The sequence below is a fragment of the Corynebacterium sp. LaCa117 genome (genome assembly GCF_046717765.1).
GTDB classification, from domain to species: domain Bacteria; phylum Actinomycetota; class Actinomycetes; order Mycobacteriales; family Mycobacteriaceae; genus Corynebacterium; species Corynebacterium kefirresidentii.
This window is the reverse complement of the sequence record NZ_CP177102.1, coordinates 2,212,426-2,233,897: the sequence shown is the minus strand read 5'-3', so window position 1 is coordinate 2,233,897 and position 21,472 is coordinate 2,212,426. Positions and strand designations below refer to the sequence as shown.

Here is a 21,472-nt window from a genome sequence, read left to right as displayed (position 1 = left end):
TAATAGCCACGTGGCTGAAAAGAAGAAGATTTCCAACGTCCTGTCCTCCCGCTATGCCTCCGCAGAGCTGTCCAATATCTGGAGCCCGGAGCATAAAATCATTCTGGAACGCAAGCTCTGGATTGCGGTTATGCGCGCCCAAAAGGATTTGGGCGTAGACATCCCCGCCAAGGCGATTGATGCCTACGAGGCCGTGGTAGAGGACGTGAACCTCGAGTCCATCGCGGAGCGCGAGCGCGTCACCCGCCACGATGTGAAGGCCCGCATCGAAGAATTCAATGCGCTGGCCGGCTACGAGCACATTCACAAGGGCATGACCAGCCGCGATCTCACCGAGAACGTGGAGCAGCTGCAGATCCACACCTCGCTGGAGATCATCCGCGATAAGGCCATCGCAGTGGTCTCCCGCATCGGCCGCCACGCCGCCGAGTACCAGTCCCTAGTCATGGCGGGCCGCTCCCACAACGTGGCCGCGCAGGCCACCACCCTGGGCAAGCGCTTCGCAACGGCCGGCGACGAGATGTTGCTGGCCATTGAGCGCGTCGAAGACCTCCTCGGCCGCTACCCGCTGCGCGGCATCAAGGGCCCGATGGGCACCTCCCAAGACATGCTCGATCTCATGGGCGGCTCCGAGGACAAGCTCGCCTCCCTAGAGACCGCGATCGCGGATTACCTGGGCTTCCACCGTATCTTCAATTCCGTGGGCCAGGTCTACCCGCGCTCCCTCGACTTCGATGCCATCTCCGCCCTGGTGGAGCTCGGCGCTGCCCCGTCTTCGCTGGCCACCACCATCCGCTTGATGGCCGGCAACGAGACCGTCACCGAAGGCTTTAAGGAAGGCCAGGTTGGCTCCTCTGCCATGCCGCACAAGATGAATGCCCGTTCCTGCGAGCGCGTCGGCGGCCTGCAGGTCATCCTCCGCGGCTACCTCACCATGGCCGCGGACCTCGCTGGACAGCAGTGGAACGAGGGCGATGTCTTCTGCTCCGTCGTCCGCCGCGTCGCGCTTCCCGACGCCTTCTTTGCCCTCGACGGCCAATTCGAAACCTTCCTCACCGTCCTCGACGAGTTCGGCGCCTTCCCCGCCATGATTGACCGCGAATTGGAGCGCTACCTGCCCTTCCTGGCTACCACCCGCATCCTCATGGCGGCCGTGCGTGCCGGCGTGGGCCGCGAGACTGCCCACGAGGTCATCAAGGAAAACGCCGTAGCCGTTGCGCTTAATATGCGCGAAAACGGCGGCGAGCAGGACTTGGTCCAGCGCCTTGCTGCCGATGACCGCCTGCCCATGGATGAGTCCGACCTCGAGGCCGCCCTGGCCGATAAGCACGCCTTCATCGGCGCTGCCGAGTCCCAGGTCAACCAGGTGCTCAACCGCATTAACGCCTTGGTAGGCGAGCACCCCAAGGCCGCCGCCTATACCCCGGGTGAGATCCTCTAGCTCGCTTTTCCGGTTCCCTTCGTAATTCCAGCCCCCTTCGCAATTCGATCAAATAGTCCCCGGATCCCGCGCGGATTCCGGGGCTTATTTGATCGAAACGTGCTCGCCACCCCTGGGCGCTAGAATGAAAGTCATGCGTCCTGAGCTTTCTTCATATACCCATCTTGCCTCCGGCAAGGTCCGCGATATCTACGATGTAGACGAGAACACCCTGCTGATGGTGGTCTCGGACCGCATCTCCGCTTACGACCACGCCTTAGAGCCGGCCATCCCGGACAAGGGCCGCGTGCTGACCGCGACCTCGAAGTTCTTTTTCGACTCCATCGATTTCCCCAACCACCTGGCCGGCCCGCTCGATGATGAGCGCATCCCTGCCGAGTGCCTCGGCCGTGCGATGGTAGTTAAGAAGCTGGACATGCTGCCCTTCGAGTGCGTGGCCCGCGGTTTTCTCACCGGCTCCGGTTTGAAGGAGTACAAGGCCAACGGCACCGTGTGCGGTATCGAGCTGCCAGATGGCCTGGTTGAGGCTTCCCGCCTGCCCGAGCCCATCTTCACCCCGGCGACCAAGGCGGAGCAGGGCGAGCACGATGAGAACGTGTCCTTCGACTACGTGGTGGACAAGCTAGGCGCCGAGCGCGCCGAGGAGCTACGCGCGGCCACCCTGCGCATCTATTCCACGGCCGCCGCGCTTGCGGAGGAAAAGGGCATCATCCTCGCCGATACCAAGTTCGAGTTCGGCCTCGACCAGGACGGTACGCTCGTGTTGGCAGATGAAGTCCTCACCCCAGATTCCTCCCGCTACTGGCCGGCTGATTCTTATGTCGAGGGCGAGGTTCAGCCTTCCTTCGACAAGCAGTATGTGCGCAATTGGCTGACTTCCGACGCCTCCGGGTGGGACCAAGCCGCCGACGGCACCCCGCCTCAGCTGCCTGCCGACGTCGTTTCCGCCACCCGCCTGCGCTACATCGAGGCCTACGAGCGGCTGTCCGGCAAGCATTTCGCTGATTTCCTCTCGCCCGAGGACTAACTCCCCGCCGGAGCTCCCGCAGCACGGGGTGCCACGCGTACAGTGGGACGGCATGAGCAACGAGAATCTATCCGCCCCCGTAGCCGCCGTCCACCCCGTAACCCGTTCCTTCCACGGCCGGGAGTTCGTGGATAATTACGAGTGGCTGCGTGATAAGGAATCCCAGGAAACCCTGGATTACCTCAACGCCGAAAATGATTACACCAAGGCGAAGACCGCGCACTTGGAGGAGATGACGGAGAATATCTTCCAGGAGATTAAGTCCCGCATCAAACAGACTGATATGTCCGTGCCCTCCCGCCGCGGCGATTACTGGTACTACGGCCGCACAGAGGAGGGTAAGAGCTACGGCTATTCCTGCCGCCTTCCAGTTGAGGAGGGGTCTGATCCCTGGACCGCCCCGATTATCCCGGAGGAAGGCACCCCGGACGGAGAAGAGATTATCCTCGACGCCAACGCGTTGGCCGAGGGGAAGGACTTCTTCGCGCTCGGTGCCGCCTCCATCTCTGATTCTGGCCGCTACCTGGCCTATTCGGTGGATTTTGCCGGCGATGAGCGCTTTGAACTCTACATCAAGGACCTGGAGACCGGCGAGCTTCTCGACGACCACCTAGAAGGCATTTTCTACGGCGCTACCTGGGCCGGCGACGGCTATATCTTTTACACGACCGTCGACGATGCATGGCGTCCCGATACCATTTGGCGCCACAAGGTAGGCACCGCGCAGTCCGAGGACGTGCAGGTGTTTAAGGAAGAGGATGAGCACTTTAACGTCGGTATCGGCAGCGCCCGCTCTGATAAGTACCTCTTCCTTGGCATAAGCTCCAAGGTGACCTCTGAGGTATGGGCGCTCGAAGAGGACAATCCCGAGGGCGACTTCCGCCTGCTGTGGGAGCGCGAATCTGGCGTGGACTACGACGTCGATCACGCCGTCGTCAAGGGCGAGGACTACTGGATCGTCACCCACAACGCCACCGGCCCCAACTTCGAGGTCGGATATACCAAGGCCAAGGATGAGCTGCCCACCCTACGTGACCTGCCGACGCTCTTGCCTCACGAGGAGACCACCCGCATCGAGGGCGTGGACACCTACCGCGATCAGATTGTGGTGGGCTACCGCCGCGGCGGCATCGGCCGCGCCGCCATCATGCGTGTGAACGACGGCTTTAGCGAATTCGAGGAGCTCAACTTCAACGAAGAACTCTTCACCGTGTCCGTATCTGGCAACCCGGAGTGGGACGCGCCCGTGCTTCGCGTAAGCTATGTGTCCTTTACCCAGCCCGCGCAGCTTTTCGATTACCGCGTTGACACTGGCGAATACACCCTGCTCAAGGAGCAAGAGGTTCCCGGTGGCTATAACCCAGATGATTATGTGGCCTACCGCTTGTGGACCACGGCTGCCGACGGCACTGACATCCCCGTCTCCATTGTCCATCGCGCCGATCTTGACCGCACCCAGCCGAATCCGACTCTGCTCTACGGCTATGGCTCCTACGAGGTCAGCGTGGATCCGGCCTTCTCCGTGACCCGACTGTCCCTGATGGACCGCGGCATGATTTTTGCGGTTGCCCATGTGCGCGGCGGCGGCGAGATGGGGCGCACGTGGTACGACGACGGCAAAATGCTTAAGAAGAAAAACACCTTTACCGACTTCATCGACGTCGCCGATGACCTCATCGCCCGAGGCGTGACCACCGCAGACCAAATGGTGGCCGAGGGCGGTTCGGCCGGAGGCATGCTTATGGGTGCTATCGCCAATATGGCCCCTGACCGCTTTACCGCCATCCAAGCCGTTGTTCCGTTCGTGGATCCGCTGACCTCTATCCTTATGCCGGAACTGCCGCTTACCGTGCCTGAGTGGGAGGAATGGGGCGACCCGTACCATGATCCTGAGGTCTATGACTATATGAAGTCCTACTCGCCGTACGAGAATATCGAGGCCAAGGACTATCCGGATATCCTGGCTATTACCTCGCTCAATGACACCCGCGTGCTCTATGTTGAGCCGGCCAAGTGGATCGCCCAGCTGCGAACGACGGCCACCGGCGGCGAGTTCTTGCTCAAAACCGAAATGGCCGCAGGCCATGGCGGCGTGTCCGGTCGCTATGAAAAGTGGCGCCAGAATGCCTTCGAGTACGCGTGGACCATCAACAAGGCCACCGGTCTGGAGAAGTAAAACCCGGATAGGGGGCCAGCGCGCGAATCCTAAATTCCTGTGCGATAATTTTCCTTATGAATGGCCACCTTCTGGTATCTATCTCCAGCATCTTTGATGACACACGGAAGCAGGCTAGCCGGCTCCTCTCGATCCTTGATCGGGAGGAGATTCCTGTTTCCCTGCTAATTGCCCCGCATATCGACGGCAACTGGCACCTCGCCAAAGACAAAGACACCAAGAAGTGGCTTCAAGACCAAGCCGATGCCGGCCGCATTCTCATCCTGAACGGTTTCGATCGCTCGGTACAGGGCCGTCGAGCGGAGTTCGCGAATCTCGACTCCCACGAGGCAAAGCTGCGACTCGCGGGTGCGACCCGCCAGATGGCCAAGATCGGCTTCGAGCCCACAATTTTCGCGCCACCGCGCTGGCGCATGTCTCCCGGCACCTTGCAGGTCCTGCCACAGTTTAAGTTCGAGGTAGCCGCCTCTACCCGCGGCATCCTCCAGATTAATTCCGGTAAGTTCCACCAAGCCCGCAACCTGTCCTTCGGTGAAGGCTTCGGTTCCGCCAAGTGGTGGCGCAAGAACATTATTCGCGCTGCTGAGCGCTCTGCCCAGCGTGGCAATACGGTCCGCCTGTCGGTTTCCGGCCGCAACCTGGATGACCGCAAAGTAATCAATGACTTCGTCAAAGCCGCCGACCGGGCCATCAACGCCGGCGCGACCCCTGCCGATTACGGCGCTTATCTTCCAAAATAGCCCGCGCATTCCCTCGTCAGAGGCTCCGCGGAGCAATAAGCCCAGCTTCGCGATTTTCGTCCATATAAACGCCCATTTCCGTCGACGGTTGTGGTGGTTTATATGGACGAAAGTCGTGAAATGACCAAAGGCCCCGCCGCTAGGGAGTCTTCCTCCGAAGTTGCGGGGCTAGGGCTAATGGGTGATTAGCGCTGCAGGCTGGTGATGAAGTTCTTTACTTCTTGCGGCAGCATGCCCCAGATCGGGGCCGGGATGGCCTTGTGGAGGTTTCCGGTCACGGCGAGGAAACCAGGGATGGCGACAAGGCCGGCGATGGCCGCGATGGCGGCGGCGATGCCTGCGCCGACGGAGCTGGTGCTGGAGCTAGAGCCGGTGGCAGGTTTACTCGGCTTTTCAGAAGGCTTATCGGAGGGCTTGTCCTCTGGTTTACCTGGCTCATCGGAAGGCTTGTCTGAAGGGTCATCCGCAGGATCGTCTGGCTGGCCGGCGGAGTCGTCCGCGCCGAGGGTGAAACCGACCTTGACCGGGTCGTGGTCGGAGGCGCGGAACGGGGAGTCATCGTAGAAGTCGACGATGTTGTAGTTGCGGCGGGAATACTCGAAGGCGACGGGTTCGTCGGCATTGATGTTCCACACTTGGGCGTCGTCAAGCGTGCCGGTGGCAACCTTATTGGCCAGCACGTGGTCGAGGGTGCCAAGCAGACCGGAGAACTGGTAGGAGGGATCGGCCTCATACTTTTCGGCGGGCACGGTAAAGCCATCGTTGCGGAAGACATCGAGCGCGGTCTCGTGGGTATAGGTATTGAAATCACCGAGGGCGAAAAGCGGCTTATCCTTCCAGTCCTCCTGCTTGTGCAGAGCATCGAGGACGGCCTGTGCCTGCGCGTTGCGCACGTTCGGATTATTGCCCTGGCCATCGCCGGAATCGGCATCGCCCTTGGCCACCGAGCCCTTGGACTTGAAATGGTTGGCCACGGCAACGAAGGACTCCTCGCCCTCCTTTAGCGGCTGGAATTCCTGGGCGAGCGGCTCGCGGGCGGTGCCGGTGAAGCGATCATCCTGGAAGATGCGGGATTCGCCGACGGGCTTGACCACATCCTTGTGGTAGATGAACGCGGTGCGGATGACGTCCGGGGAGCTCGGTACGGCGTCCTGGGAAGGGGAGGGGACGAAGGCCCACTTTTCGGAGCCGGCGGCCTCGTTGAGCTTTTCCGTCAGGTGCTTGAGGGCCTTATCGCGCTGGGTGAAGTCACCGGTAACGGCGTAGCCATCTTCGATTTCGGAAAGGCCGATGACATCGGCATCGAGGCCGTTGATGGCGGCGACAATCTTGCGCTCCTGGTCTTCCAGCGCGGATTGGGTATAGGCGCCGCGGGTCTTACCGCGATTGACGGTGACCTTATTGCCCTCGCGGTCGGTGTAGGCGCTGCCGCCGAATTCCTCGCCCAGGGAGGTGAAGTAGTTCAGCACGTTGAAGGCGCCGATGGTGTACTCGCCCTTGACGTCATCGATGGCGTGGAGCTCGGCCTCGCGGGAGTCCTCCCAAGAGATGGGCAGGTCTGCGCTCTTGGTGTTGCCGGTGACCGGGGTGGTGGGCTGGAAGCGCCACTGCTCATGAGAGAAGCCCACGATGACGGGGTGCTGGAAAGTCACGGTATCGGTGGTGCGCAGGGACTTGATGGTCTGGGCATCATCCTGGGCGATGTACGGCAGCGGGGTATTCTGGTCGGTCTTGAGATAGTCGCGGGTGCGGCCATCGTCCAGGGTGACCAGCTTATCGGCGTTGTCCTTGGTTAGCTTCTGAATATCGGAGTTGGGATCCGTGGAGGGGGAGAAGATATCGGAAGGCTGGCGCAGGGCTTCCTTGCCAGGCGCGAGTCCAACCTCGCCGTACTGGTTGAGGGCGTAGTTATTGGTCACGGTGTGCTCGCCAGGCTGGATGAGCATGTGCTCGAAGGGCTCGCGGGCCTCGGAGCCATCGGGAAGCTGGTCCACCTTGAGTGGGGTGACCTTCTCCAGCGGGGTATCGAGCTGCGAGACCGTGGAGGCGGTGAGCTGGGTGGAGCCATAGAACTCGGAGACCTTGCCGGTTACCTCGACGGAATCTTCCAGGGCAGGGTACTGATCGGCCGGCTTATCGCCCATGTAGACAAAGATGGCCTGGGAGGCGTCGGTGGCCTCGGCGCCAGTACCACCGGTCTGAATAGTGAAGCCATTGAGCCCGCCTTCGGACCACACGCCGGTGACGACGCCCTCGGTGGCCACGGTCTGGTCCTTGAGCGGGGATTCGGCGCCGGTGCCCTGGATATCCGCGATGGCGGTGACGCCCTCGGGAGTAGGCTGCTCGGGCTCTGCCGGCTCCTCTGGCTGCGGGGCGGGGGCCTCGTTGCCGGAGTTGGTCGGGGTAGGGGCGCCGGTGGTGAAGTCGGCGGCGTTGTCATCGGTATCGGTGCCCTCGGCGTCGCGGGAGGCGGACTTGGCGTTGGACAGGCCAGCGGCGGCGGTGCCTTCCTTCAGGGAAGCGGCGCCGTAGCCGATGGCATCGATGGGGGTACCGGTGGCGTCGGCAAGCTGCACGGAGCCCTTGGAACCGGACATGTTGAGGTTGCCCTCGGCGTCTGGGGCAGGCAGGGCCTCGCCCGCGCCATTGCCGGCCGCGCCCTGCACCAGGAAGTAGCCGTGCGGCGCGATCGTGCCGGAAAGCTTCACCTTGCCACCGGTATTGCCGGAGGCGGAGAAGTACTCCACGGTGTAGCCGGTCAGGTCAATCGGGGCATCGGTGGGGTTATAGAGCTCGATGAAGTCATGGGTGAAGGCAGCGCCCTTATTGCCGCCTCCCCCGTAGACCTCGGAGATGACTGCGGCGGAGCCATCGGTGGCGGCCGTGGCGGTAGGAACGGCAAGGGCGGCAGAAGACAAGGCGGTGGCAAGTGCCAGCGCGCCCAGGCGGCGAGAAGACATAGATTCAACCTTAAAAAGAGAGCGACAGTGTGCGTTATTTATTAGTAGAGGGCCGCGCCGGGCCAGGCTGGAGCGCGCGCCGAAGTTTGCCAGAGCGTCGTTTGGGGTTCACGTAGAGTTTGCCCAACCGGGGTGAAACCCACACTGCGGGGGTGAGTCTAGGTAAAAGGCGGGGGTGCCAACTAAACTAAGCCGCGCAGACCAAAGCCCCATACAGTAAGGCAAATATTTCATGGCTCGTGTAGTTGTCAATGTCATGCCCAAGGCGGAGATTCTGGATCCGCAGGGCCAAGCCGTCGTCCGCGCGCTGGGTCGCATCGGGGTATCCGGTGTCAGCGATGTGCGCCAGGGAAAGCGCTTCGAGCTCGAGGTCGATGACTCCGTTACCGCAGAGGACATGGAGAAGGTAGCCGCCACGCTGCTGGCCAATACCGTCATCGAGGACTACGAGGTTGTTGGGCTGGAGGTCAAGTAAGTGACCGCCACAATCGGAGTAATCACTTTCCCCGGAACCCTGGATGATGTGGATGCCGCTCGCGCTGCCCGCACCGCCGGCGCAGAGGTCAAAAGCCTCTGGCACGCAGATACCGATCTGCACGGCGTGGATGCGGTAGTAGTGCCGGGCGGTTTTTCTTATGGTGACTACCTGCGCTCGGGCGCGATTTCCGCGCTCGCGCCGGTGATGCAGTCCGTTATCGATCGTGCGAAGCAGGGCATGCCGGTGCTCGGCATCTGCAATGGCTTCCAGATCCTTACCGAGGCGGGCCTGCTGCCAGGCGCGCTGACCCGCAATAAGGGCCTGCACTTCCACTGCACCGATACCTATCTCGAGGTGGCCAATTCCACCACCGCATGGACCAGCGAGTTTGAGCAGGGTCAGAAGATCCTGGTGCCGGCCAAGCACGGCGAGGGCCGCTTCCAGGCCGGCGATGATGACATCGCCCGCATCGAGGGCGAGGGCCGCGTGGTCTTCCGCTATACCGATAATTACAACGGTTCCGTCAACGGCATTGCCGGTGTGAGCGATGAGTCCGGCCGCATCGTCGGCCTTATGCCGCACCCCGAGCACGCCATTGACACGCTAACCGGCCCATCCACCGACGGACTGGGACTTTTCGTATCCGCCATCAAGGCCGTCGCGCAGGCGCCGGCGGTTTAAGGAGGCCATTTTCATGACCGTTCATAATGACACCGTAGAAAAGGCGCAGTCCACCCCGGACGAGCAGCAGCCCTACGCGGAGCTCGGCCTGAAGGACGACGAGTACCAGCGCATCCACGATATCCTGGGCCGTCGCCCCACCGATGCGGAGCTGACCATGTACTCCGTCATGTGGTCCGAGCACTGCTCCTATAAGTCTTCCAAGACGCACCTGCGTTACTTTGGTGAGACCATGACCGAGGAGATGGGGGAGAAGATCCTCGCTGGCATCGGTGAGAACGCCGGCGTGGTGGATATCGGAGACGGCAACGCGGTGACCTTCCGCGTGGAGTCCCACAACCACCCCTCCTACGTGGAGCCTTACCAGGGTGCGGCCACCGGCGTGGGCGGCATCGTCCGCGACATCATGGCCATGGGCGCTCGCCCGATTGCCGTGATGGACCAGCTGCGCTTTGGGCCTGCCGACGCCCCCGACACCAAGCGCGTCCTTCCCGGCGTGGTCTCCGGCATCGGCGGCTACGGCAACTCCCTGGGTCTGCCCAATATTGGCGGCGAGACCGTCTTTGATGAGACCTATGCCGGTAATCCGCTGGTCAACGCCCTGTGCGTGGGCACCCTCAAAGTGGAGGATCTGAAGCTTGCCTTTGCGTCCGGCAAGGGCAACAAAGTTATGCTCTTCGGTTCCCGCACCGGCTTGGACGGCATCGGCGGCGTATCCGTGCTGGCCTCCGATACCTTCGAGGACGGCGCCGAGCGCAAGCTGCCGGCCGTACAGGTAGGCGACCCCTTCGCAGAGAAGGTCCTCATCGAGTGCTGCCTGGACCTCTACCACGCCGGCGTGGTCGTAGGCATCCAGGACTTGGGCGGCGCGGGCCTGGCCTGCGCCACCTCCGAGCTGGCTGCCTCCGGCGATGGCGGCATGGAGGTCAACCTGGATAACGTGCCGCTGCGCGCGCAGAATATGACCGCGGCCGAGATCCTCGCCTCCGAGTCCCAGGAGCGCATGTGCGCCGTTGTGGCTCCGGAGAACGTGGCGAAGTTCCGCGAAATCTGCGAGCACTGGGACGTCACCTGCGCCGAGATTGGCGAGGTCACCGAGGGCAACCACCTGGTCATCCGCCACCAGGGCGAGGTCGTCGTGGATGCCCCGGCCGGCACCATTGCGGATGAGGCTCCAGAGTATGACCGCCCGTATGCCCGCCCGGAGTGGCAGGATGAGCTGCAGAAGTACCAGGGCACCGACAAGCGCGGCCTGGTTGAGTCCCTGCAGAAGCTCGTGTCCTCCCCGGCGCTGTGCTCGCGCGATTTCATCATGAACCAGTATGACCGCTACGTACGCGGCAACACCGTCCAGTCCCACCATGCGGATGCCGGTGTGCTGCGCATCGATGAGGAGACCGGCCGCGGCGTGGCCGTGTCTGCCGATGCTTCCGGCCGCTATACCAAGCTGGATCCGAACATGGGCGCCCGCCTCGCGCTGGCGGAGGCCTACCGCAATGTGGCCGTCACCGGCGCCAAGCCCGTCGCGATTACCAACTGCTTGAACTATGGCTCCCCGGAGAACCCCGACGTGATGTGGCAGTTCCGCGAGTCTGTGCATGGGCTTGCCGACGCCGCCGTGGAGCTTTCCATCCCTGTCTCCGGCGGCAACGTCTCCTTCTACAACCAGACCGGCGAGGAGCCCATCCTGCCTACGCCGGTGGTGGGCGTGCTGGGCGTTATTGATGACGTCCACAAGGTCATCGGCAACGAGCTGGGCACCGTGGGGGAGAAGGAAGTACTTATCGCCTTAGGTGAGACCAAGGACGAGTTCGGTGGCTCCATCTGGCAGCAGGTCAGCGCCGATACCTCCGACGCTTCCTCCCTCAATGGTCTGCCCCCGCAGGTAGACATGGCCAACGAGAAGCGCCTGGCCGAGTTCTTCCACGGCAATGATCTGCTCACCGCGGCACACGATATCTCCGAGGGCGGCCTTGCCGTCACCGCCTTTGAGATGGCAAAGCGCGCCGGTGCTACTGCCGACGGCGCCGGCCTCGGCCTCAACCTGGACCTCACCGCGGTCCACGAGGACGAGTTCGTCGCCGCCTTCTCCGAGTCCGCCTCCCGCGTGCTCGTGGCCACCACCGCCGACCGCGCCGATCAAGTGCTTTCCCGCGCCGGCGAGCTGGGCATCCCAGCTACCATCGTGGGTGAGACCACCGAAACCGGTGCACTGACCCTCGGCGGCGAGTCCGTCGCCATCTCCCAGCTGGTCTCCGCCTGGTCCGCCACCCTGCCGGACCTCTTTGACCATGCTGTGGGTGCTAACTCTGTAGTGGAATAATACTAAGCAGCGGCTGCGCTGCGTGAGCTACTCAAAGGGAGGAAGGCCCAACCACTATTGGTTGGGCCTTCTTTTCTCTGAAATTAACTTACCGGGTGGGAGATTGGGTTGAGGTTCAGAGGCCTGTGCCCTTAAGGCCTGCGTTCTGAGATTAGCTATGAAATATGTCGAGTTTGAGACACGCAATAGATGGAGAATGCTCAGGAACTTCTTGTGTGAGCGTCATCTAGTCTGCGGTGGACATACGAGATGAGTGTTAGGGCTTCAAGAAGTTCCTCCTCTGCCACGTCCCGCTTTAGCCGCGGATCATGCGCGACAGGATTTCGATACATTCCTGAAATAGACTTCACGAGATTGCAAAGGCCCGTTTGTTCGTTCCGTTCGGTGCTAGTAGCCAAAGAATTGATGGCTAGTACACCATGTTTCACCGAGAGAGCATTATCTACGAGAGCTGCGCCGTCAAGATCAGTGCTCGTGGCTTCTCTCAGTCGGTCGAAAACTGATTTAGATGCTTCAAGGATGGCATGGAAATATCCATGGCGTAGGACCTCTTCCTCACAGTAGATAAGAACTTGTTCGTGAGTTTTACGTCGTTTTAGCTCTGCTTTGACAGAATTTGTAAGCTTCTGAATCTCAGTAAGCGATTCTGCTTGTTTCGCCCGAGCCACCCTACCGTTCTCGTTAATCCTCATTCCCTCAATTGAGAGCGGTGGATTCAAAAGGCTTCGACGCTTTTCAAACAGCTCCTGGTTATCAGTGTAGCGTGCCAGATGCATAGCGCGAGTGAGAAAGGTAATTACCCGGTCGCTTGTCCCATAGCGCTTCTGCCAGTCCGAGAATGCTTCGTCTATTCGTCTCCATTTGGTTATAGGCCCGGGATCATAAAGGTCAAGTTCTGCTAATAGGTCTCCGATCTCTGAGCCAGTTAGGCCATGTTGAGTATCTCCTATGGCTCTCGCGATTGCGGTAATTGATTCGCGTGAAAATGGTTGATAGTTCATCGTGCCAGGATACTCGAAGAATTGAGGAAAGTGCGTCTAAGCAGTTTAAGGAGCGCAGTGCGTTCCAGTAGAAAACAATTAGGGTGCTTGGAAGGTGAAAAGGGTGTTTGGGACAAAGCGACGGGTAGCATCAGGCACAATACTGGTATGTCAAAGTTCTCTGAAGTACTGGATCAACTGCGCGAAAACCAACCAAAGGCGAAGTATGGCATAGCTTTTGAAAAGCTAATGGTCAACTATTTCAAAACCGATCCCACGCTGAAAGCACAGTTCGATGAGGTCTACCGATGGACTGATTGGCGTTACAACGGTGGCACCGCTGATACTGGCATCGACCTGGTCGCCCACCGCGTAGATGACGGCACGTGGATGGCCATCCAGTGCAAGTTCTACGCTTCCAATGCGCGTATCCAGAAATCTCATCTCGATTCCTTCTTTGAGGCCTCAGGGCATTCTTTCGAGACCGAAAACGGCAGCGAATACTTTGGCAGCCGCATGATTATCTCCACCACGGATCATTGGTCTTCACATGCGGAAGCGGCGTTGGCCAACCAGATGATTCCCACCAGCCGCATCGGAATTTCTACCATTGCCGAGTCCCCGATCAACTGGGATGTGGCGTTCCCGGGCTCTGAGGTTCGGGACAAAAATATTCAAATCAACCTTTCACAGCGCGAAACTTTCGAACCGCGCCCGCACCAGCAAACGGCCATTGATAAAGCCATTGAAGGATTTAAGACCCATGATCGCGGCAAGCTCATCATGGCTTGCGGTACCGGTAAAACTTTCACCGCGCTGCGCCTGGCGGAGCGCGTCGCCGAAGAGAATGGTGGCAAAGCTCGCATTCTGTTCCTCGTTCCTTCCATTTCCTTGTTGTCGCAGACACTCAAGGAGTGGACCGCTCAAGGCCGCCTAGACATGCGTGCCTTCGCGGTGTGCTCGGATTCCAAGGTCTCAAAGAAGGCGGAAGACATCGCGGTCTATGACCTCGAAGTTCCCGTATCTACGGACGGTGAGGAAATTACGCAGCGCTTTGCTTCTGGCAAGCGTGCTAAGGGCCTCAATATCGTCTTTTCTACGTACCAGTCCTTGCCGGCGGTCCATGAAGCACAGCAGCAGGGCCTAGATGATTTTGATTTGGTCATCTGCGATGAGGCCCACCGCACCACCGGCATCACCTTGGCAGGTGAAGATGCCAGCAACTTTGTCCGCATCCACGATGCGGATTACGTCAAAGCGGACAAGCGCCTCTACATGACTGCGACTCCGCGTCTTTACGACGATACTGTGAAAGGCAAGGCGGCTGAGCACTCCGCTGTATTGACCTCTATGGATGATGAAGCAATCTATGGACCGGAGTTCTACCGGCTAGGTTTCGGTGAGGCAGTAGACAAGGGCTTGCTCACGGACTACAAGGTCCTCGTCATGACCGTCGACGAGTCAGTGGCGGCAGAAGCTATGGCGCGCACTGAGGACAATCAGATTAACCTCTCGTTGGCCACGGCGATGATTGGTGCATGGAATGGTCTGGCTAAGCGCTCCGGTGAGCTGCAGGGTAAGAAAGGTGGATTCGAAGAAAACGCCAAACCTATGCAGCGTGCAGTAGCTTTTGCCAAAGACATTAAAACGTCCAAGCTCATCTCTGAAAGCTATCCGTCCCTCATTGGCACGCATCAAAAGCTGCTCAGAGACAATGCCGTTCTCAGTGATGTGTCCCTGACCAACGTAGACTTACGCGTTTCTGCTCAGCACGTTGACGGCGGAATGAACGCGATGGAGCGTGGAACCAAGCTTTCTTGGATTGAGTCTCCTGCGGATGAGAACGAAAGCCGTATGCTCACCAATGCACGGTGCCTGTCCGAAGGCGTGGACGTGCCAGCTTTGGATGCGGTTGTGTTCTTCAATCCGCGAAATTCCATGGTGGATGTAGTTCAATCCGTGGGGCGTGTAATGCGCAAATCTAAGGGAAAGGACTATGGCTACATCATTTTGCCAGTAGCAGTCCCGCCAAACGTATCGCCTTCACAGGTATTGGATGACAATCAACGATTCAAGGTTGTCTGGCAAATTCTAAACGCTCTGCGTGCACACGATGATCGATTCAATGCCAAGGTGAACTCGATTGGTCTCAACCGTGGTGGTGACAAGGACGAACTTCCAATAGAAGTAGCCTATGTCCCGGGCGACAAAGGGGATGGCAGAAACAAGCCCAAATCTGACCAATTAAACGATGCAGACCGGGCAAATTCTCCGGAAGCTTTCGAAGATCTTACTTCCATCACTCAACAAATTGCACTGTTTTCCCTTGAACAGTGGCAGGAAGCTATCTATACCAAATTGGTGGACAAGGTGGGAACCCGTACCTATTGGGAGGATTGGGCTGATGATGTAGCCACCATTGCGGAGAACCAAATCATTCGCATTAATGCTCTCCTCGATGGCGCTGACAAAAATCTTCACAAGGAATTCGAGGAGTTTGTTGAAGGGCTCCGTAATAATCTCAACGATGGTATCAGTGAGGATGATGCTATCTCGATGCTTTCGCAACACCTGATTACTGCACCGGTTTTTAACGCGCTATTCGAAAACCATGACTTTATTACTCATAACCCTGTTGCACAAGTAATGGAAAAAATGGTCAACGCCTTGCTGGAGGCCAATCTAGATACGGAAACGGAATCATTGGAGAAGTTTTACGAGTCGGTCCGTGTCCGTGCCTCTGAAGTGAATTCAGCCTCAGGAAAACAACAGATCGTCAAGGAACTTTACGAACGTTTTTTCCGCAAGGCTTTTAAAGAGCAAGCAAAGGAAATGGGAATTGTTTACACACCTGTAGAAATTGTCGATTTTATTCTTCGTGCTGCAGATGAAGTTTCCAGAATGCACTTTGCCAAGGGACTGACAGACCAAGGTGTTTGTATTCTAGATCCGTTCGCAGGGACATCGACGTTTCTGGTACGCCTTCTTCAATCAGGGTTAATTGAACCCAATGATCTTGCACGCAAATATGCAAGTGAGTTGTTTGCTTCTGAAATACTACTCCTCGCTTACTATATATCAATAGCTAACATTGAAACAACTTATAATACATTAATTGAATCGGCTGATACTCCCAGCGGCTCGAAGGTTAGGAAATATTATCCGTTTGCCAACATGGCTTTGGCTGACTCGTTTCAAGTGTACGAAGAAAGCGATCGTCCAGACTTAAGAGTTTTTGTTGAAAACAATGAATCTATCGAACGTCAAAAAAGACAGGCAATTGATGTTGTGATTGGCAATCCGCCGTGGTCTGATTCGAAAAAGAGGAGTCAGGTGGCTTATGACAGTCTGGATAAGAGGGTGCGTGAAACCTATCGAAAAGGTACGGAGGCCAAGAAGGTAAAGATTGACTCCTATATTCGGGCATTTCGACTCGCTTCTGACCGGGTTGGGAAAAAGGGAATCGTGGCGTTTGTAACCAACGGTGGCTGGCTTGATTCGTTAGGTACCGATGGAATGAGGCGTTCCATGGAAGAAGAATTCTCTGATGTTTTTGTATTCAACTTGAGGGGAAATCAGCGAACGGCTGGGGAAGAATCAGCTAAAGAAGGTGGGAAAGTCTTTGGGTCGGGTTCTCGAGCGTCTGTTGCCATTACAATTGCTGTCAAGAATCCGAACAAGTCTGATTTTACTCTCAAATATAAAGATATCGGTGATTTTTTATCTGCCGAGGAAAAGCTTGAAATTGTTGCTCGCTCTTCAATCGGTTCTATTGATTGGATCGAGCTGCACCCCAATGAGTATGGGGACTGGATTAGTCAGCGAACGGGAGACTTTTCTGAGGGAATTCCACTTTCTGGTGAAAAATCAAAGGGCTATTTTGCAGCCTCTCAGCCCGGCGTTAGTACTAACAGGGACGCTTGGGCTTATGCATCATCTCGAGGAAAGTTGTTGCGAAATATAAAGAATTCGATTTCTTATTTTAACTCGTATGAAGGGGGTGAAGCTGAAATTGATAAGTCTCAAATTAAATGGTCTGACGGATTTGCTCGGCTAAAGACCGCAGGGAAAAAGCTTGAATTCCTTAATGGGGCGGTCCGGGATAGTCTTTATCGGCCATTTTATAAACAGAATTTGTATGTAGGTGAGGGGTACCTAGAGAGAGCCAAAATCGTCAGGGAAACCTTCCCGGGGCAGGTGGTCCCTAATATTGGAATCTACGTTAGTGGTAAATCGTCCAATTCTGCGTTTTCGGTTTTGGCAACAGATTCCATTCCGAATCTGCATTTTCAGAATTCGGGGCAGTTTCTGTCACGCTTTGTCTGGAAGCCTAGTGACAGTGGAGACGGTGGATTGTTCGTTGAGGGCGGCGTCGTAAAGCATGCTGAAACCAGCATCTACGGTGAAGTAGGTGAGGTCGTCGATGGCTACGTGCGTGTGGATAACATCACCGATGAAATTAAGCAGTTGTATCGCGATACGTTGGGTGATGATGTGACCGGGGATGATATTTTCCACTTTGTTTATGGCAAGCTGCATGATCCTGTTTACCGCACGAAGTACGCCGCGGATTTGAAGAAGACGCTGCCGCATATTGAGGCGCCGTCTTCTCGAGGGGAGTTCGATAAGTTTGTTACAGCCGGTAAAGAATTGATGGACCTGCACGTGAACTATGAGTCCGTGGAACCGTGGCCGCTGGATATTCAGGTCAAGGGTGATGAGTCTGACCGTGAGACGTGGCGCGTTAAGAAGATGAAACGGGCCAAGCGTAAGGATCCGGAAACGGGCGAAAACGTCAATAACGTGACCAACCTGATCTACAACAAGCAGGTGACCATCGGTGGTATTCCTGCGGAGGCGGATAAGTATATGCTTGGCTCGCGCTCAGCTCTAGCCTGGCTGATTGACCGTTACCAGGTCAGGAAAGACAAGACCTCCGGCATTGTCAATGACCCGAATGATTGGGCCGATGAGGTGGGCAATCCGCGCTACATCGTGGACCTAATTGGCAAGGTCTCGCGCGTGGCGATGGAGACGGTGCGCATTGTTGATGGGCTGGTAGAGGAAGGTTCTGCTGTGGAAAGTTAGCAGCATTTCGAGGCGATTTTCCTTGAAGCCCTCCGGCTACACCCGTAGACTTACGGTATCGTAGGTTTCTTGTTGGGGTTCGTTGCGGCTAGCAGAAGGGAAGTACCTCGTGGCACAGATCCATGCGAATAGCGCGCCGGGGCCGGGCCTTGTCCAGCGCACTTACTGGATGGCAGATCGTGGCCCTAGGCCGCTCAGTCGTGGCTGGGGACATGCGATTGCAGCATTGCTGTCGGTGATTGCCTCCACCGTGCTCATTACCTATGCGTGGATGACGCTGCACTGGTGGCAGGGGCTTGGTGTGACTGTCTACGGCGTAGGGCTGGTAGGGCTTTTTGGAGTCTCCGCGCTCTATCACCGCTACCCGTGGGCGAGTGCTCGTGCCGTGCAATGGTGGCGGCGAGCGGACCACGCGACCATCTCGGTGTTTATTGCGGCGACGTATACGCCGCTGTGCCTCATCGTGCTGTCGCCAGTGCAAGCGGCGTGGATGCTGGCCGTCGCTTGGGGTGGGGCCATTTTGGGCGTGGTGCTCAACTTGGTGTGGATCAACCACCCGCGCTGGCTGGACGTGGTGGTCTACCTAGCGCTGGGCTGGTTGGTGCTGCCGCTCTTGCCCACGCTGTGGACGCAGGCGGGGGCCGCTGTGGTCTGGCTGCTTTTTGCCGGCGGCGTGGTGTACTCGCTCGGCGCGCTGGTCTATGGCTTTAAGTGGCCGGGGCGCAACGCGCGCTACTACGGCTACCACGAGCACTTCCACACCGCGACGATTGCGGCGGCGGTGGTGCACCTCGTGGCGGTGTGGATGGTTGTGGTTCAGGGGGCTGCTTAGTCGGCGTCGGGGAAGAGCTTCGCGGGATCGGTGTCGGTGCTGATCGCAGCAGCTAGCAGCATGCGTGCTTGGGGAGCGCGCAGGGTGCCAGAGGAGATAACGCCGGCGTCGGCAAGCGTGGCACCGCCACCGGCGCCGCCGTAGATGCCCTCCACTGGGCCGTGATCCACGCGGGTGGTGAGCACAACCGGAACCTTCTTGGCCGCGGCCTTAGCGGCTTGGGCTAGCTCGTCGCCGATGTTGCCGGCGCCCATTCCCTCAATCACGATGCCTTCGGCGCCGCTGTCCAAGGAGCGCTGGATAAGGTCGGCCGGCGCGCCGGGGTAGGCGGCAATGATATCGACGCGGGTATTGCCCAGCGGCTTAAACTTCAGAGCCTTTGGGCGCTGAGGCTGCTTCTTACCATTGTTATTGGCAAAGCCATCGGCCTTGGCCGTATCGGACTTAAAAGCGCCGCGGGCCGGGATAACGTGATCCGCAAAGGCAATGAAGGTACCGCGGCCCCTATTGGCGGGATCGGTGACGGTCTTGACCGCGAGCGCCAAGTTGTCCGGACCATCCGGATCCGGGTCATCAAAGGGACGCATCGCTCCGGTAAGGGCTACCGGCTTATCGCTGTCCTGGAAGGTATCGACGGCGATGGCGGTCTCTTCCATGGAATCGGTGCCGTGGGTGACCACTACGCCATCGACATCATCGCGCTGTAGTTCCTTATTTACGGCCTCGATGATGGTATCGGTATCGTCCAAGGTCATCGCGGAAGAATCCAGCTTGGCAATGTCTTTGACCTCTAACGTGAGCTTGTCCTTGTCAAAGGTGCCGGAAAGTGGCTCCACCAACTTGGAGCCGGTAACGGTGGGCACCACCGCGCCTGTCTTATCGTGTGTGCTGGCAATGGTGCCGCCGGTAGAAAGGACCACCACGTGGCCCTCGGCGGCGGCGCGTGGACCCTCGTGTTCCGCTGCAGAGGTTTCGGTAGTTTCTTCCGTGGTTGCAGACGTGGAACTGGTGGCGCTCTGCGGCGCGGAAGACTCGGGTGCGGTGGCCGAAGTCTCCTCTTCCGGGCGGCTATCCGGATTTTGGCAGGACGCCAAGAGGAATGCGGAAGTTACTAAGGCAAGGCCGGCGCGGGCCGAGCGACGCATTGTTGAGGTGTGCATATTCCCTCGTTTCTGTGTGTGGGAGGCGAAAGCGGGCGGCGAGAATCGTCGGCCGCATATACGTCCATCTAAAGCAGAAAGGCGGGGAGCCCGCTGCCACTATGGACTTGCTAACACCGAAACGAGGGGAGAGCAGTTAATCGATGTGCTGGTTCGACGGCGCCACCACCAGTGGCTTTGGCGAGTACTTGGCGCGCAGCTCGCGCAGGAGGGTCGCGTGCTCGGCCAGGCGCTTGTCTTCCTCGGTGTGCGGGTGGAAGGGGCGGGCCACCTGTGGCTGACCGTCGTGGTCTAGGGCGATATAGGCCACGGTGGCGTGAATGGCGGTTTGCAAGTGTTCGCGGCCGCCGCGGGGGTTGCCGGAGCGGACGTGGATAGACATCTGCATCGAGCGGGTATCGGTGCGCATCATGCGGGCATCGACCTCAATGAGGTCACCGATGGAAATTGGGCGGTAGAAGCGGATGCCGCCGGCGTACACCGCAACGGTGCGCTCCGCGGACCACTCCATGGTGCAGGCAGCACCGGCCTCATCGATCCACTGCATGGCGGTGCCGCCGTGGACCTTGCCGCCCCAGTTGACGTCGGTGGGCTTGGCCAGGAAGCGGTTGACCATGCGCGGCGCATCGGAAGGCCCGTCGTAGGTTTGCTTTTCCATCTCCGCCTCGATGGCCTTGCGCAGCTCAATGCGGGACTTGGCTGCTTCTTCTACGCGGCAATGCTCATCGGTCTCCGGGATGAAAGGCGGCACCGGGGTGGACTTGCCAGTGGCAGGGTCCTTGGCTACGAAGATGACCAGGCAATCGCAGGCGCGGGTGAAGATGCCTTCGCGCGGGTCGGCAGAGAGCACCTCATTGACGATGTGCATGGAAGACCGGCCGGTCATGGCGATGCGCGAGCGCACCTCCACGATGTGCCCGGAAGGGATGGGGCGGGTGAAGTGAATATGGCCCACGTATGCGGTCACGCAGTACTGGCCGGACCACTGGACGGCGCAGGCATAGGCGGCCTTATCAATCCATTCCAGGACGCGTCCGCCGCTGATGCCGGGGGCGCCGGCCATGGTGACGTCGGTTGGCGATGCCATAAAGCGCAGCGTCAGCGCCGGCGATTTCTGATTTTCCGCAACGGAAGGCGTAGGTGACATAAACAACAACATAACAGTAGCTATGATGTAGCTATGAAAAAGCCCGTCGATCCCGCTGCCACCCGCGCGGCCGTCATGGCCATCAAAGACTGGATTGCCGCCCCGGCGGAGCACGATAAGCCTGGTAGAGCCCTGCTTGCCGACGCCGTCCGCCGCACCGCCCGCACCCTCGAAGCCGACGCGCCGGGCCACTCCGTGGAGTTGCGCGTACCCCCATTTGTTGCGGTGCAATGCATTGAAGGGCCCCGCCATACCCGCGGCACCCCACCCAATGTGGTGGAGACCGACCCGGAGACCTGGCTGCGTCTTGTCACCGGATTGGCGGACTGGGAAGAGGCCGTAAGTACTGGTCGCGTCGATGCTTCCGGCTCTCGCGCGAGCGAAATTGCGCAGTGGTTGCCGCTCATTCCGTTAGTTTCCGGCGGCGCGACAGGCTAAT

General features: G+C 58.8%; 14 protein-coding genes. 10 read left to right on the top strand and 4 right to left on the bottom strand.

From position 1 onward, the window contains the following. The first annotated feature begins 10 nt into the window (after window positions 1-10). The 4 genes from purB (at window position 11) to ACLI1L_RS10850 (ending at window position 5,384) form a co-directional block, all read left to right on the top strand. Window positions 11-1,441, top strand: coding sequence for an adenylosuccinate lyase (gene purB, locus ACLI1L_RS10865; RefSeq protein ID WP_316991640.1), 1,431 nt, complete (start codon window positions 11-13; stop codon window positions 1,439-1,441). Window positions 1,442-1,574: 133 nt separating this feature from the next. After that, the gene (locus ACLI1L_RS10860; protein WP_316328514.1) at window positions 1,575-2,468 is read left to right on the top strand and encodes a phosphoribosylaminoimidazolesuccinocarboxamide synthase; all 894 of its coding nucleotides are present in this window, start codon (window positions 1,575-1,577) and stop codon (window positions 2,466-2,468) included. 52 nt (window positions 2,469-2,520) lie between these two features. Then, the gene (locus ACLI1L_RS10855; RefSeq protein ID WP_411707536.1) at window positions 2,521-4,644 is read left to right on the top strand and encodes a S9 family peptidase; all 2,124 of its coding nucleotides are present in this window, start codon (window positions 2,521-2,523) and stop codon (window positions 4,642-4,644) included. Between the two features lie 56 nt (window positions 4,645-4,700). Next, window positions 4,701-5,384, top strand: a complete 684-nt coding sequence (locus tag ACLI1L_RS10850) for a DUF2334 domain-containing protein (protein ID WP_411707535.1) — start codon at window positions 4,701-4,703, stop codon at window positions 5,382-5,384. 185 nt (window positions 5,385-5,569) lie between these two features. Here the strand turns inward: ACLI1L_RS10850 and ACLI1L_RS10845 are convergent, their stop codons facing one another. Continuing rightward, on the bottom strand, window positions 5,570-8,344 hold the full coding sequence (locus tag ACLI1L_RS10845; protein WP_411707534.1) for an ExeM/NucH family extracellular endonuclease: 2,775 nt from the start codon (window positions 8,342-8,344) through the stop codon (window positions 5,570-5,572). Window positions 8,345-8,576: 232 nt separating this feature from the next. Here ACLI1L_RS10845 and purS point away from each other — a divergent pair, with 232 nt between their 5' ends. Genes purS through purL form a run of 3 tightly spaced genes read left to right on the top strand, consistent with a single transcriptional unit; the run spans window position 8,577 to window position 11,826 of the window. Further along, a complete protein-coding gene (gene purS, locus ACLI1L_RS10840; protein ID WP_005330015.1) occupies window positions 8,577-8,819 on the top strand; it encodes a phosphoribosylformylglycinamidine synthase subunit PurS in 243 nt (80 codons plus the stop codon). Beyond that, the gene (gene purQ / locus ACLI1L_RS10835) at window positions 8,820-9,503 is read left to right on the top strand and encodes a phosphoribosylformylglycinamidine synthase subunit PurQ (RefSeq protein WP_005325791.1); all 684 of its coding nucleotides are present in this window, start codon (window positions 8,820-8,822) and stop codon (window positions 9,501-9,503) included. Window positions 9,504-9,516: 13 nt separating this feature from the next. Continuing rightward, a complete protein-coding gene (gene purL / locus ACLI1L_RS10830) occupies window positions 9,517-11,826 on the top strand; it encodes a phosphoribosylformylglycinamidine synthase subunit PurL (RefSeq protein WP_411707533.1) in 2,310 nt (769 codons plus the stop codon). Between the two features lie 200 nt (window positions 11,827-12,026). On the opposite strand, the gene ACLI1L_RS10825 is transcribed toward purL, so the two are convergent. After that, window positions 12,027-12,827, bottom strand: coding sequence for a TIGR02391 family protein (locus tag ACLI1L_RS10825; RefSeq protein WP_411707532.1), 801 nt, complete (start codon window positions 12,825-12,827; stop codon window positions 12,027-12,029). A 147-nt stretch (window positions 12,828-12,974) separates the two neighbouring features. Here ACLI1L_RS10825 and ACLI1L_RS10820 point away from each other — a divergent pair, with 147 nt between their 5' ends. Then, window positions 12,975-17,894 carry a DEAD/DEAH box helicase gene (locus tag ACLI1L_RS10820; RefSeq protein ID WP_411707531.1) on the top strand — a complete coding sequence of 1,640 codons (4,920 nt, stop codon included), beginning with the start codon at window positions 12,975-12,977 and terminating at the stop codon, window positions 17,892-17,894. Window positions 17,895-18,063: 169 nt separating this feature from the next. Continuing rightward, a complete protein-coding gene (trhA, locus tag ACLI1L_RS10815) occupies window positions 18,064-18,726 on the top strand; it encodes a PAQR family membrane homeostasis protein TrhA (protein ID WP_411708374.1) in 663 nt (220 codons plus the stop codon). Here trhA and ACLI1L_RS10810 read toward each other — a convergent pair. Both ACLI1L_RS10810 and ACLI1L_RS10805 read right to left on the bottom strand, forming a co-directional pair. Beyond that, window positions 18,723-19,886: an asparaginase gene (locus tag ACLI1L_RS10810; RefSeq protein ID WP_411707530.1), complete on the bottom strand. Its 1,164-nt coding sequence runs from the start codon at window positions 19,884-19,886 to the stop codon at window positions 18,723-18,725. The genes trhA and ACLI1L_RS10810 overlap by 4 nt on opposite strands. Window positions 19,887-20,022: 136 nt before the next feature. Continuing rightward, window positions 20,023-21,033 carry an acyl-CoA thioesterase gene (locus ACLI1L_RS10805; protein ID WP_411707529.1) on the bottom strand — a complete coding sequence of 337 codons (1,011 nt, stop codon included), beginning with the start codon at window positions 21,031-21,033 and terminating at the stop codon, window positions 20,023-20,025. Window positions 21,034-21,066: 33 nt separating this feature from the next. Here ACLI1L_RS10805 and ACLI1L_RS10800 point away from each other — a divergent pair, with 33 nt between their 5' ends. Beyond that, window positions 21,067-21,471 (top strand): sterol carrier family protein, encoded by a 405-nt coding sequence (locus tag ACLI1L_RS10800; RefSeq protein WP_411707528.1) that lies wholly within the window; start codon window positions 21,067-21,069, stop codon window positions 21,469-21,471. Window position 21,472 lies beyond the last annotated feature (1 nt).

Excerpts from the sequence above, each read along its gene's own strand:
- ACLI1L_RS10860 (WP_316328514.1), top strand. The coding sequence starts at position 1,575 with ATGCGTCCTGAGCTTTCTTCATATACCCATCTTGCCTCCGGCAAGGTC.
- ACLI1L_RS10855 (WP_411707536.1), top strand. The coding sequence starts at position 2,521 with ATGAGCAACGAGAATCTATCCGCCCCCGTAGCCGCCGTCCACCCCGTA.
- ACLI1L_RS10850 (WP_411707535.1), top strand. The coding sequence starts at position 4,701 with ATGAATGGCCACCTTCTGGTATCTATCTCCAGCATCTTTGATGACACA.
- ACLI1L_RS10845 (WP_411707534.1), bottom strand. The coding sequence starts at position 8,344 with ATGTCTTCTCGCCGCCTGGGCGCGCTGGCACTTGCCACCGCCTTGTCT.
- purS (WP_005330015.1), top strand. The coding sequence starts at position 8,577 with ATGGCTCGTGTAGTTGTCAATGTCATGCCCAAGGCGGAGATTCTGGAT.
- purL (WP_411707533.1), top strand. The coding sequence starts at position 9,517 with ATGACCGTTCATAATGACACCGTAGAAAAGGCGCAGTCCACCCCGGAC.
- ACLI1L_RS10825 (WP_411707532.1), bottom strand. The coding sequence starts at position 12,827 with ATGAACTATCAACCATTTTCACGCGAATCAATTACCGCAATCGCGAGA.
- ACLI1L_RS10820 (WP_411707531.1), top strand. The coding sequence starts at position 12,975 with ATGTCAAAGTTCTCTGAAGTACTGGATCAACTGCGCGAAAACCAACCA.
- trhA (WP_411708374.1), top strand. The coding sequence starts at position 18,064 with ATGGCAGATCGTGGCCCTAGGCCGCTCAGTCGTGGCTGGGGACATGCG.
- ACLI1L_RS10810 (WP_411707530.1), bottom strand. The coding sequence starts at position 19,886 with ATGCACACCTCAACAATGCGTCGCTCGGCCCGCGCCGGCCTTGCCTTA.
- ACLI1L_RS10805 (WP_411707529.1), bottom strand. The coding sequence starts at position 21,033 with ATGTCACCTACGCCTTCCGTTGCGGAAAATCAGAAATCGCCGGCGCTG.
- ACLI1L_RS10800 (WP_411707528.1), top strand. The coding sequence starts at position 21,067 with ATGAAAAAGCCCGTCGATCCCGCTGCCACCCGCGCGGCCGTCATGGCC.